The organism is Pseudomonas sp. PAMC 26793 (assembly GCF_000313235.1).
GTDB lineage: Bacteria > Pseudomonadota > Gammaproteobacteria > Pseudomonadales > Pseudomonadaceae > Aquipseudomonas > Aquipseudomonas yamanorum.
Window position 1 is genome coordinate 38,718 of the sequence record NZ_AMXG01000038.1, and the last position, 13,562, is coordinate 52,279.

Annotated in this window: 5 protein-coding genes; 4 read left to right on the forward strand and 1 reads right to left on the reverse strand. The window is 59.8% G+C overall.

The genetic code is table 11. The features are described from left to right. Positions 1-10: 10 nt before the first annotated feature. Both D109_RS0117680 and D109_RS0117685 read left to right on the forward strand, forming a co-directional pair. Positions 11-8,272 carry a DUF637 domain-containing protein gene (locus tag D109_RS0117680; protein ID WP_017478045.1) on the forward strand — a complete coding sequence of 2,754 codons (8,262 nt, stop codon included), beginning with the start codon at positions 11-13 and terminating at the stop codon, positions 8,270-8,272. 9 nt (positions 8,273-8,281) lie between these two features. Next, positions 8,282-8,914, forward strand: coding sequence for a hypothetical protein (locus D109_RS0117685; protein WP_017478046.1), 633 nt, complete (start codon positions 8,282-8,284; stop codon positions 8,912-8,914). A 163-nt stretch (positions 8,915-9,077) separates the two neighbouring features. Here the strand turns inward: D109_RS0117685 and D109_RS0117690 are convergent, their stop codons facing one another. After that, entirely contained in the window at positions 9,078-9,335 is a 258-nt protein-coding gene (locus D109_RS0117690) for a hypothetical protein (protein WP_017478047.1), read from the reverse strand. Positions 9,336-9,721: 386 nt separating this feature from the next. Here D109_RS0117690 and D109_RS0117695 point away from each other — a divergent pair, with 386 nt between their 5' ends. Further along, the gene (locus tag D109_RS0117695; protein ID WP_017478048.1) at positions 9,722-10,414 is read left to right on the forward strand and encodes a hypothetical protein; all 693 of its coding nucleotides are present in this window, start codon (positions 9,722-9,724) and stop codon (positions 10,412-10,414) included. 358 nt (positions 10,415-10,772) lie between these two features. Next, positions 10,773-13,343 carry an autotransporter outer membrane beta-barrel domain-containing protein gene (locus D109_RS0117700; RefSeq protein ID WP_017478049.1) on the forward strand — a complete coding sequence of 857 codons (2,571 nt, stop codon included), beginning with the start codon at positions 10,773-10,775 and terminating at the stop codon, positions 13,341-13,343. Positions 13,344-13,562 lie beyond the last annotated feature (219 nt).

The following is a 13,562-nucleotide window of genomic DNA, read 5'->3' on the forward strand; positions in this document are numbered from 1 at the left end:
GAATATGACAATGGATGTTCGCCACTTTGCCTTCCTGGCCCGCCAACCTTCTGCTGCGCTGAAACCGCGAGACTCGTTCTTCGGCCTGCCCAAGCGCGGTTTGGTGCTGATCCTGGCCAACGCGCTGTTCTGGCAGCCGCTGCTGGCCCAGGCCGAAGGCATTGTGGTCAGCGCGCCGGGCACCACCGTCGGCCAGGCCGGCAATGGCGTGCCGGTGGTGAACATCGCCACCCCCAATGGCAGTGGCTTGTCCCATAACCAATTCAAGGACTACAACGTCGGCCCCAATGGCGTGATCCTCAACAACGCCAACGGCCCCGTGACGAACACCCAACTGGGTGGCTACATCGTCGGCAACCCCAACCTCAAGGGCGGCGCGGCCAGCGTCATCCTCAACGAAGTCAACGGCGGCAGCCCCAGCCAACTGCGCGGCTACACCGAAGTGGCGGGCCAGTCGGCCAAAGTCATCGTCGCCAACCCGTACGGCGTCACGTGCAGCGGTTGCGGGTTTATCAACACCCCCAACGTGACCCTCACCACCGGCAAACCGGTGCTCGACGCCAGGGGCCAGTTGCAGCGCTACCAGGTTGACGGCGGCGCCGTGACCATCGACGGCGAAGGCTTGAATGCCAGCAACGTCGACCGCTTCGAAATCATCACCCGCTCGGCCAAGATCAATGCGCAGATCAATGCACGGGAATTGACTGTGATCGCCGGGCGCAACGATGTTGACGCCAAAAGCCTGAAAGCCACCGCGCGCGCCGATGACGGCAGCGCCAAGCCCGAGCTGGCCATCGATTCCTCGGCATTGGGCGGCATGTACGCCGGTGCGATCAAACTGGTGGGCACCGAGGCCGGCGTAGGCGTGAAGCTTGACGGTACCTTGGCCGCCAGTGGTGGGGATATCCAGTTGGATGCCAATGGGCGCCTGAGCATGGCGCAGACGGCGGCCACCGGTAACCTAAAGGTCACCGCGCAGAGTGTGAACCTGACCGACAAGGTCTACGCCACCGGCAATGTGCAGGTGAGCAGTGCTGAAGAACTGGTCAACCAGAAGAGCCTGGCCGCTGGCCAGCGCATCGAACTCAACGCCACCACCGTCACCAACCCGGGCATCATTGAAGCGGGCGTGCAGGCCGATAACAGCCGAAATACCACGGGCGACGTGGTGGTTAACGCGCAGAGCGTGAACACCAGCGGTGACCTGCTGGCCAGCCGCGCGTTGGCGATCACCGCCGCGCAGGCGCTGACCAACCAGGGCAGCATCATCCAGGGCAAAACCGTCAGCGTCAGCACCGCCAAGCTGACCAACCAAGGCGCCACCGCCCGTGTGTACGGCGAGCAAAGCCTGGCGATCAGCGCGCCGGCCATCGTCAACCTGGGCGGGTTGATTCGCTTCGGTGAAGGCCAGGCCGCGACCCTCGACAGCGCCTCTTTGGACAACCGCCAAGGCCGCATCGAAATATCTGGCGGCAGCCTGGTGCTGACCAGCGCCGCACTCAACAACAGCGGCGGGCAAGTGATCGCCAACGCCCTGACCGTCAACGCAGGCAGCCTGAATAACCAGAACGGCAAGCTGATTGCCGGCGCCCTCACGGTGAACGCCAGCGACCTCGACAACAGCCTCAAGGGCCTGATCCAGGCTGACAACGGCGCACTGAACCTCACCGTCGCCAATGGGTTCAACAACACCCAGGGTTTTGCCCAGGCCAGCACCGACCTGAACCTCAACGCCGGCAACCTCAGCAGCAACGCCAACGGCGTACTGAGCGCCAACACCGGCAAGTTGACCCTCGTCACCGCGCAACAGCTCAATAACGCCCAAGGCCGCTTGCAGGCCGGGCAGGGCGATGTCGAGCTGCACGCGGCGAACCTGGATAACCAGAGCGGCGTAATCGTCGGCAAACAACTGCTGCTCGATGTGACCGGTGGTGACATCGACAACCGCGCCGGGCGCGTGGTGGGCGACCAACTCGACGTGCGCGCCTCCGGCCTCGACAACCGCAACGCCGGCCTGCTGGCCGGTGGCGCGACGGGCGTGAGCCTGCTGCTCAAGGGCCCGGGCCAGTTGCTCAATGCCCAAGGCCGTATTCAAAGTGAAGGCCTGTTGCAGGTACAAGGCGAGCGGCTGGACAACAGCGCCGGCATCCTGATCGGCACCTCGGTTGACGTCACCGCGCAGACCCTCAACAACAGCAACAAAGGCTCGCTGGTCAGCAATGGCGGCGACGTGACCCTCAACGTCAGCGACCTGCTGACTAACGCAGGCGGGGTCATCGACGCTGGCGAACGCAGCCTACTGGTCAAGGCGCTCACCACCCTCGACAACAGCGGCGGCACCCTGCGCGGCAAGCGCCTCGACATCGCCGCGCAGCACCTGAACAACGATGGCGGCCAACTGCTGGCCGGTAACCAGGGCCTGAGCTACAGCGGCCAGGACGCCACCAACCGCAAAGGCCTGATGCTCAGCGGCGGCGCACCTACCCAATTGGATACCGGCAGCCTGGATAACACTGGCGGCACCGTGCAAGGCGACACCCTGACCATCACCGCCGACAGCGTGAACAACGCCAGCAACGGCACGTTGGCCAGCCTGGTGGGTAACCTGCAACTGACCGTCGAAGCCCTGGCCAACCAAGGTGGCAAGCTGTTCGGTAAAGAACAGGTGACGATCACCGGCAACACCCTCAACAACAGCGCGGGCGGCCAGATCAGCGGCAACCAACTCAACCTGACTTCACGCGACACGCTCACCAACCAAGGCGGCCTGATTGAAGCCAACCAGGGCCTGACCCTCAACGGTGGCAACCTCGACAACAGCGCACGCGGGCAACTGCGTGCGCTGGCCGGTGCCAGCAGCAGCCTCAACCTCAGCGGCACCCTGAACAACCAGGACGGCACCCTCGAGTTCGGCAGCACAGCCTTCAGCCTCGATGCCACGCACCTGAACAACCAGGGTGGCCAGTTGCAGCACGCGGGCAACGGCCTGTTCCGCATCAACACCGCCAGCCTCACCGGCAGCCAGGGCAACATCAATGGCATGGGCACCGCTGACTGGGCATTCGGCAGCGTCGACGGCCTGGGCCGTCTGCAACTGAACGAAGTGCTCACGTACAAAAGCAGCCAGGGCCTGACCCTCAAGGCCGGCGACCGCATGGCCAGCAGCAAGGGCCTGATCCTCGACGTGGCCAGCCTGAACAACGGCGGCGAACTGCTCAGCGACGGCGACCTCAGCCTCAGGCTGAGCGGCGACCTGAGCAACAGCGGGCGCATCGCAACCCTGCAAAACCTCAGCGTGACGGCCAACAACCTCAGCCAGAACGGTGGTCGCCTCGCGGGCAGCAACACCCAGCTCAAACTGAGCGGCACCCTCGACAGCCTCGGTTTCCTCACCGCGCGTCAGCAACTGGATATCGCAGCGGCCCAAATCAATAACCGCGGCACCCTCGGCGCCCAGGGCGCAGTGAATCTGACGGCCGTCAACGGCATCACCAATAGCGCCGATTCGCTGCTGTTCAGCGGTGGCGACATGACCCTGCGCGCCAATGGGTTCAGCAACAGCTACGGCGACGTCTACAGCAAAGGCAACCTGACCTTTGCCGGTGTGGATGGCGGGCGTGCGGTGCTGTTCAGCAACCGCTCCGGCACCGTAGAAAGCGAAGGTTCGATTGGCATCAACGCCGGCTTTATCGAGAACGCCAAAGACGTTTTCGAATTGGGACAAACCCTCGAGACCGGGAGCCTGAGCTGGGTGTGTGGGCAGCACTGCGGCGAGAAAGACGACTGGCGGCGCGGCACAATCACCATCAACGAAACCTACCTGGAAAAAGCGATCCAGGATTCGGTATCGGCGCGGCTCGTAGCTGGCCAAAATATGCTGCTGCAAGGCGACACCGTGCAGAACCGCTACAGCCTGATGGCGGCCAATGGCAACCTGAGCATCGCGGCCGTCGACCTGCTCAACCAGGGCGCGAGTACGCGCACCGGGCAGCGCAAAATTGTCATCGGCACCCCAGGGCACGTCGACAAGCACCTGTGGGAGCGCATGGAAGACGTCGATGTGCCTGCGTTCAACAACGCGACGGCGGCCGGGAATTTCAACAAGGCAACGTTTGAAGCGCTGAAAGCGCTGTCGCCCAACAGCGATCCGTTCAAGCAATCGAGTGACGTCACCACTTGGACCCCTAACGGCGGCCTCGCCTACGACGCCACCCTGCAAGCCGGCGGCACCGTCGACCTGTCCAAAGTCACCAACAAAATACAAAACGGCACGCTGCACGAGAACACCCTGGAGCAACTGACCGGCACCCTCGGCAACGACCAGACCGGCATCCCCGTTGGCGGCATCAATATCAACCTCAGCAAGCACGTCAACGACGCCAGCGCCCAGGCGCCCGGCAGTGTGCTGCCGGTGGCCACCCTCGCACCGGGCGGTGGCTTCGTGCCCGTGGACTACACCGGCACGCCGTTCGCCCCGGTCGACCCCACCACCTCGCCGTACTTCCAGCTGCCCAAGGGTGAATACGGCCTGTTCGTCAAAAACGCCGACCCCACCAGCCACTACCTGATCGAAACCAACCCCGAGTTCACCACGGCATCGGGCTTCTTCAGCTCCGACTACATGCTCGGCAAACTCGGCTTCAACAGCGACAACGCCTGGCGCCGCCTCGGCGATGGCCAATACGAGACCCGCCTGATTCGCGACGCGGTACTCGCACAAACCGGCCAACGCTTCCTGGCCGGCGGCCTGCTCAGCGACGCCGACCAGTTCCGCTACCTGATGGACAACGCCCTCGCCAGCAAAGACGCCCTGCGCCTGAGCGTCGGCGTGTCCCTCACCGGCCAGCAAGTCGGCGCCCTGACCCACGACATCGTGTGGATGGAAAACCGCGTGGTCGACGGCCAGACCGTCCTCGTGCCGGTGCTCTACCTGGCCCAGGCCGAATCGCGCAACGTGCGCGGCAACAGCCTGATCCAGGGCCGCGACCTCAACCTCGTCACCGGTGGCGACCTGGTTAACGTCGGCACCCTGCGCGCCAGCAACAACCTCAGCGCCGCGAGTGGCGGCAGCCTCTACAACGGCGGCCTGATCGAAGCCGGCAACAACCTGAGCCTGCTGGCCCAAGACAGCATCCGTAACGCCATGGGCGGCGAAATTCGAGGCAATCAAGTCAGCCTTACCACCCTCAAAGGCGACATCACCAACGACAACACCGCGATCCAAGTGCGTGAAGGCGTCGGCATGCGCACCCTCACCGACGCCAGCGCGAGCACCATCACCGCCCGCGGCAACCTGGCCATCGATGCCGGCCGCGACCTCAACAACCACGGCGCCCTGGTCGCGGGTAACGACGCCAGCCTCAGCGCCGGCCGCGACCTGAACCTGGTCGCCGTCAGCGACACCAGCGTGATCCACAACACCATTGATGGCGGCGAAAAATCCACCATCACCACCGACGTCAAAAACCTCGCAGCCAGCGTCACGGCGGGCGGCAACGTCAACATGCAGGCCGGGCAAGACGTCAACATTATTGGCAGCACTGCCACTGCCGGTAAGGACCTGAACATTCAGGCCGGACGCGACCTTAACGTCGCCTCCGTCAGCGACATGCACAACGTCGAAGGCAAAGAAAAACACGGCAAAAAACGCATCAAGACGGCCGATGAGCAAACCACGCAGTTGGCCAGTGTGCTGACGGCGGGCGCGGACTTTAAGAGCCAGGCCGGGCGCGACACCACGATTGTGGCGAGCAAGATCAGTGCGGGGAATGAGGCTTATCTGTATAGCGGGGATAAGTTGAATTTGCTGGCGGCTGAGAACAGTACGCATACGTTGTATGACATGAAGGAGAAGGGAAGCTGGGGCGCGAAAAAAGCGCAGACAGATGAAGTCACCCGCACGACTCAGATGGGCACCGAGATCAAGACGGGTGGCAATCTGACGCTTAAAAGTGAAGGCGACCAGCTGTACCAAGTTGCCAAGCTCAATAGCGGTAAGGACATCATCCTCGATAGCGGTGGTGCGGTTGTCTTTGAAGGGGTCAAAGACCTGCACGATGAGAGCCACACCAAAAGCAAAAGTGACCTCTCATGGTTCAGTGCCAAAGGTAAAGGCAATACGGATGAAACCCTGCGCCAAAGTGAACTGGTTGCTCAAGGCCAGCTTGTCATCAAGGCCGCCGAGGGGATTCGCATCGATGTCAAACAGGTCGATCAGCAGACCGTAAGTCAGACCGTTGATGCGATGGTCAAGGCTGATCCCAATCTGGCGTGGCTTAAGCAGGCCGAGGCACGTGGCGACATTGATTGGCGCCAGGTCAAAGAGATTCACGAGAGCTTCAAGTACGACAACTCTGGCTTGGGCGCCGGCGCCAAGATCGCGATTGCGATCATGATGGCCGCGATCATGGGGCCGGCAGGTTTTGGTTTGCAGGGCGCCACCCTTGCTGTCAGCACGAGCCTGAGTACGACGGCGGTTACCAGCACCATTAACAACAAAGGCAATCTCGGCCGGGCCTTTAAGGAAACCGTTAGCACCAATAGTCTCAAAAGTGCGGCAGTCGCCGGTTTTACGGCTGGCGCGCTTTCTTATGCTGACACCAATTGGTTCAGCGGCACTGAGAGCACAAGTACAACAGCAGTCCAAGGCGTGAGCCCCAGCGCGGGGTCAACCTTGGCCGTCACCAACTCTCCCAGCGATATTTTTACCTGGACGTCCGCAGGTGACATTGCCTTGCGTGCTGGTGGTCGAGCGGTCATCTCCAGCGGAATCTCGACGGCTATCCAGGGCGGAAGCTTTGGCGACAACTTCAACGCGGCATTACTGGGAGAGGCTGGCAACGTAGCAATGGCGACCGGTTTTAACTGGGTGGGTGACACCATCAAGTTCCCGGATGGCAGCATTCAGAAGATCGCTGCCCACGCGTTGATGGGTGGCCTGCTGGCAGAAGCGACTGGCAGCGACTTCAAAACCGGTGCTGCGGCTGCCGGACTGAATGAGGCACTGATCAACCAGCTGGCTTGGGCAGCACGCGGTAATGACGACATCACGTTGATGCTGTCGCAGCTGACGGGCTTGTTAGCAGCTGCAGCCGTTGATGGTGATCTTGAAAAGGGCTCGGAGATCGCCCAAAAAGCCTCGACGTACAACTGGCTGACTCACCGTGAAATTGAGGATGCGGACAAGGCGAGAGCTGGGTGTAGTGCGCTCGGAGCGGGAGCGGGTGCGTGCGAGAAGAAAATCATCAGGGATATGGACGAGCTCGATAAGTCCAGAAACCTTGGAATGTTTGATCTTGAGCGCACATTGCAGCTATCAGTTTTGCGAGATGGAATGACGCAAGGTGAGTACCGTGAAGCACTGCTCGACGGCTTCAATGGCCTTGATCCGAAAGACCTGGTCTTCACGGGCTACGCGCCCGCCAATGAACTGGGTTACCGAGCTGAGGCTTTAGGCAGTCACGTTGTGGACCTTGCCGCCGAATTTCCTGGGCGATTCAAGGCGGGGCTTGAAGGTCTTATAAACAATTACGACCAAATTCCCGCAGGCATCGCACAGTCGGCCAGGGATGGCGTCGATTGGTGGACGGGCCCGATTCCGGCACAAGCCATCGCCCGGGCTGAGGACAAACTGGTCTTCTCCACACCCGAGCAATTGGGCGACAGATTGTTCGATATGACATTGGGCACTGCGGCAGGTGCTGTTGGAGGAGCCATTGGTGGGAAGCTATTTGAATGGACGGCAGGTCGCTGGGCACTAAGGGCCGGGTCAGATGCTCAGGGAAGCAAGTTCGTTTTCCGAAGCGATAATAATTTTTCATCCCCGGTGAATGAAAAAGGCGCACTTAAAGCTTACATTAATGCAGATAATGAGCTTGTACCTCCCAATCCGAATGGCGGAGGATCTATTCAGTCCCATATTCGAGGTGGCAACTCCAAGGACTCTCCTTATATATCTACGACAGATCCAGTTGTAGCTGGGGAAATAAAGAGTTACGGAGCGAATCAGGTTGCTATTGATGTAGGACAAATGCAAAAAGATATAGATGCCGGTAAACTGGCAAATGTTGAATTTATAGATAATGTGAAGGTTAAGTCAGCGTTGCAGCAAAAAATAGATCAGGCGGAAAGAAAGTACGCCTCTAATGCAAGTGATGAGAACGCGAGGCGATTAAAAGCTGCTCAGAAAGACCTTGAGAACGCTAGTAGAGACGGAGAATGCCTGATAAAAGGTTGCGTCCCGTCTAAATATATCAAGCCTGTAAAGAACTAGGTGGTCAGAATGAACAAAGAAATCCAAGAACTGCTGTATTCTGTTCCCCCGAACGCAGATTATGCCGTTGATGCCACAGATATAGACTCAGAGGATATTCCCCGTAGCAGAACAGAGGGTGTCTTTAAGCTTTTGGACAACGATGATGAAAATATAAGATTCTCTGCAGCAAGACTGTTGACGAGTTGGGGGTATAGAGAGGGGTTATTATATCTGTCTAACGCGCTATGCCGCCCAATGGAAGTTGAGGGACTTGAAGTTCATAGGCTATACGGCTATGACGATACATTCAAATTGGCATTGGCAGCGCTTGTTGGATATTTTACACGCTCCTCTGACAGGGGGGAGGGAGACATGGCGAGGGGCGAAATTTTTGAGCCAATCAAAAAGATTATTAATTTTTCAAATACTCGCCCATTTGAAATTTCCGGTTTCTTCTGGTTGGTAGAAGATAAGAAATTTCTCGAGTATGTTCCAGCTTTGCGTGAGCATCTTTCGATGATAGTCGGATTTCCAAGTGTTCATAGGTGGAAGATTTATGATGTTCTGAATCTTTTGTTGAAGGTTGATGGTGATTTCGCTCAAGCTTTTTTGCAAAAAGCAAACAAGAAACTAGATGATTTCAAATTGGGTGGGGAATAACTGGATAACAGGAGACGTAAAGGGGCGATTTTTTTAAATATTAAATATAAATTCCAGATGAGTTGATTAAATAAATCCGTCCCCTTTGACCCTTTGACCCTTTGACCACTTAAGCGTGTCTACGACTATAAATCGGGCGGCACCCAGGCCGCCCGGCTTTTACTCAGGATGGATCGGTATTGAGCCTGCGACTGATGACATCCAGCAAATCACACCCATCGCGCAGCGGAATCGCCAGCAATTGGGCGAAGTCTTGAAGCACCACAGCATCGCTGCTGAGCTGTTCGCGAAAGGCCAGGTTTTCCAGCAGTTGGGTGACGGCGCGAATCCGGTACACGGCGGCGTCGTGGAGGACATCGAGGGGCGCATGGGTGTCGATAAGCAGGGCGGGGACGGTGCAGTCGTGGCCCGTGAGGGGCATGTATCGATTCATTGTCAGTACTCTGTTGGTGGATTAAGCCACCACTCATTCGTCGCCAAACGAATGGGTGGCAGCTGTACGCAGGTTGGCGAACCGGCAACAGAGTAAACCGGCAGACCCGAAGGTCTCCCGCGCACAGCCGCCATATCATGCACAGCTTTGCGGGTGCAAAAACACCTGCATAGAAGCGGGATGCTTTTGCGCTCTGTTGTCAGGTCGCCAAACCTGAATCGCCATATGGGCGACGGCCCGGACTATAAGCCCGCACCCAAACCCACGCAAGGCAGCAAAGTACTGGCCCAATCACAAGGCCTCATGTCTTCACCCCCATTGCCGACACACTGGCGTTGATTAAACGCATTCACCACCAACATTAAAGGACTGATGTGAAAAACCTTCTCCTGATTCTCCTCTCCACCCTCATCCTCGGTGGCTGCGTCAGCCAGCCCCTCACGCCCGAGCATCGTGCGCAGGTCAAGACGGTCAAAGTGCTGCCCGTAAAGTGGGAAAAGAACATGGTCTATATGGGCCGTGAACAAGCCTGGGGTGCGGCCTTGGGTGCCGGGCTCGGCGCGGGCGTCGGCATGGCCAGCGGCGCGTCCAAGCTGGGCACGGCGGCCTTGAGCGGCGCGGGGTTTGCCGCCGGCATGAAGGCGGGGCAACTGGCCGAGATGTCGACGCCGGCCGCGATCCTCACGGTGATGGACGCCGAAAATATCGACTTTGGCGTGTTGCTCAAGCAGGCCTTTATCGATGCCTTGGGTAAGACGTCATCGCTCAAGGTGGTGGGTGACGACGAGCCGGCCGATGCACAGATTCAACTAACGGTGGGCGAGTGGGGCTTTCGCCTGACCCAGGGTTTCAGCAGCGTGGTCTACCCAACGCTCACCGTGGTGGCGCGTATGGACCGTGGCGACGAGATGCTCTGGCGCACGGTGGAGACGGTCACGCCGTTCAATGGCCAGAATGTCTACGGCTACACACCGCTCACTTATCGCACTGATCCTGAGGCGTTGCGCCGTGCGTTGACGGGTATCACGCAGATCTCCGGTGGGTATCTGGTGAAGGAGCTCAAGTAACTCCGCGATAGGCTCGACGTCGCCCCGTGGCTTGCGGTGGCTGATGTCGACGCGGGTGGTTATTGACCGAAACCGCAGGGCATCTTGAACATTTTGTATATCCCAATGTCTTTACCCCGCCCACCCGCAACCGGTCGGGCTGCATGGACTGCAGCGTTTTCAAAATACATTAAGGATTAATGTGAACCTCGCCCCCTCATTCACTTCTCTGCCACCGCCCGCTGCGGTGCACTCGCTCGCGCCTGCGTTGCAGAAAGACGCCTTGGGGGCATGCACTTGGATCAAGTGATCCTTCGCTCAGTACACCTACAGCCGTCGGGCTTATTGGCGGCTTTGACTGTAGTTCATGGAGTTTTAGATGAAGCGTAAGCCGTTCCAGAAAACCCTGTTGGCCTTGATGGTCAGCGCAGGCGCCGCGCACGTTGCTGCGGTGGAATTTGACGTCAGCAGCGGCCAGAACAAGTGGAAAGGCCAAGTGTTCAACGAGCCTGTGACCTTGGTCGGTTCGCGCAATGTGGTGGCCACCCAGCGTTATGTCGATGGGGCGAGTGTTGCCGAGACCGATATTCAGGGCTCGCTGATCAACCGCGCCGACTACACCATTGATGGCAGTGGCCTCAACATCCGCGGGTTCGTGGTGGACGGTGCGATTGACTCAGATCTCAGAGCCCGTGGCGGTATTATCACCGGCGATGTGATTCAGTCCGGTGTGATCAGGCTGACCAACCAGACCTGGGCCGAAGGGTTTGAGGTAGGCGCTGCCACCGTCGGCGGCAACGTGATCAACACGGGCACCATCATCACCGTCGACGTGCCGGGTTCCGGCCCCGAGAGCGACGGCGAGGGGATCTACCTCAACGGCACCACCGTAGGCGGCGATGTCGTCAACTCCGGCCTGGTGGACGTGACGTCCTACTACGGCTACGGCCTGATTCTGGACACTCACAACAATATGCCGGTGACCATCGGCGGCAAGATTCTCAACTCCGGGACCATTCGCGTCACCGGTGAGGAAGCGCTGGGCATCGAAGTTGAAACCGACACCAGTGACCTGCGCATCGAAAACAGCGGGTTGGTGACGGTCAACGGCGGGCTGGCCAAAGCGGTACAGTTCAACTCCGGGACTTACGATTACGTGCTCAACACCGGCACTATTGAAGCCAACGGCACCAACGCGGTGGCCATTAATTTGGCCGGGGCGACCTTTACCCTGAACCCGCAGACGGGCGCGCGCGGCATCGTCAACCGTGGCCTGATCAAGGCCGACAGCACGGCGATCCTGGTGGACGCGAAGTACCAAACCTCGCCTTTCGAAATCAACCAGCAAGCCGGCGAGATCCGCAGTAACTCCGGCACCGCCATCGACGCCGCCAACCTCGCCACGCTGAACTGGACCGGCGGCAAAATCACCGGCGACCTGCTCAACTTGAGCGCGGTGAATGTCGCAGGCCAAGCCGATTTCACCGGCAGCGGCATCATCGCCCCGGTCTCGATCAACTCCGGCTCGCTGAACCTTTCCGCCCCGGGCACCACGATCACCGGCGACCTTAACGTTGCCAACGGCGCGGGCATCGATATGCACCTGTCCGACAGCGTCGTGCCGACCACGCCGTACCTCAACGTGAATGGCAACGCCACGTTCGCCCAGGCCTCGAAGCTGACGGTGAGCGCGCAGCCAGGCGACTTCGCACGCACCAACAACGGCACCCAATACACCTTGGTGCAAGCCAACAGTGTGCAGAACAACGGCCTGTCGGTCGCCAGTTCGTCGTCGTTGCTCGACGTGCTCAGCTACTCGGCCGACGCGCAAACCGTCAAGGCGGTGGTGGCGGTCAAGGACAACCAGCAAGTGCAGCAAGAGCTGGCCGGCGTGGGCGCCAGTGCCGCAGCGGCCACGGCGGTCAATACCTTCAAAAATGACGTGCTCGGCGACCTCAACCAGAACGATCAAGTGTTCCAGGCCCTGGCTAACGCCGGTACTGCGCAGCAACTGGCGCAAGTCAGCGAACAACTCAAGCCGGACGTCAACCGCGGCGCCCTGGACGTGGCGTTGTCGGGCCAGACCGTTATCAACGGCGCCATCTTCAATCGCCTCACCGATCAGCGCGAAAGCCATCAAGCCGGCGGCGTGTGGGTGCAGGGCCTGAGCAGCAACATGGACCAGGACGGGCGTGGCGGCAACAACGGCTACTCGGCCAACAGCAGCGGCATGGCCGTGGGTGTGGACGGGCGCTTGAACGACACCACCACGTTGGGCGTGGCGTACAGCTACCTTAACTCCAACATCCATTCCGACCTCGGCAACAAGACCGATGTGGAGGGCCATGCGCTGTCGCTGTACGGCAACTGGTCGCTGCAAAACTGGTTTGTCGACGGCAGCCTCAGCTATGGCCATAACGACAACGACAGCAAACGCCATATCGCCGGCACCACAGCCAAGGGCAGTTACGACAGCAATGTGCTGTCTGCGAGTGTGATCGGCGGCTACAGCTTCAAGCCGTCGCAGGCCGTGGTGATCGAGCCGCGCGTGGCAGCGCGTTACGCCAACGTGCGCATGGACGGTTTCGACGAGAAGGGTTCTTCGGCCGCGCTGAGCACCCAGTCGCAACGCTATGAAGTGGGCGAGCTCGGCGCTGGTGTGCGCTTGGCGGGCAACTTGCCCATGGGCGCCGGTAGCCTGCAGCCGGAAGCCACCTTGATGGCGTATCACGACCTGATGGGTGATCGCGTCGCACAAACCTCCAGCTATGTGCTCGGCGGTTCTGCGTTCACCGTCACCGGCGCTTCGGTGGCGCGTGACAGCTATGAAGCCAGTGTCGGCGTGAACTACCAGGTGTCGGACTTTACCGTGGGGGCCAGCTACACCCGCCAGGCCCGCAGTGGTTTTGATGCCGATGGGATCATGCTCAAGGCGCGGTACGCGTTTTAAACAATGTGCGCGCCCGGCCGATACGCCGGGTGCGCACCTCAATGCCAACCCGGTAATGAGCTGCACTGTCACGGTGGCGAGGGAGCCAGCTCCCTCCTACGGCCTTGCAGCTCGCGCCGCGAGCGGTGCGCTGCCGTTGGGCGGCGAGAGCTCTTGGTACACCGAAACCGCTTGAGTACGTAGGACAACTCCGTAAAATGCCGCGGCAATAGCAACATG

Bases quoted from the DNA above. Each gene is read 5' to 3' on its own strand.
- D109_RS0117680 (WP_017478045.1), top strand. From the start codon at position 11: ATGGATGTTCGCCACTTTGCCTTCCTGGCCCGCCAACCTTCTGCTGCG.
- D109_RS0117685 (WP_017478046.1), top strand. From the start codon at position 8,282: ATGAACAAAGAAATCCAAGAACTGCTGTATTCTGTTCCCCCGAACGCA.
- D109_RS0117690 (WP_017478047.1), bottom strand. From the start codon at position 9,335: ATGCCCCTCACGGGCCACGACTGCACCGTCCCCGCCCTGCTTATCGAC.
- D109_RS0117700 (WP_017478049.1), top strand. From the start codon at position 10,773: ATGAAGCGTAAGCCGTTCCAGAAAACCCTGTTGGCCTTGATGGTCAGC.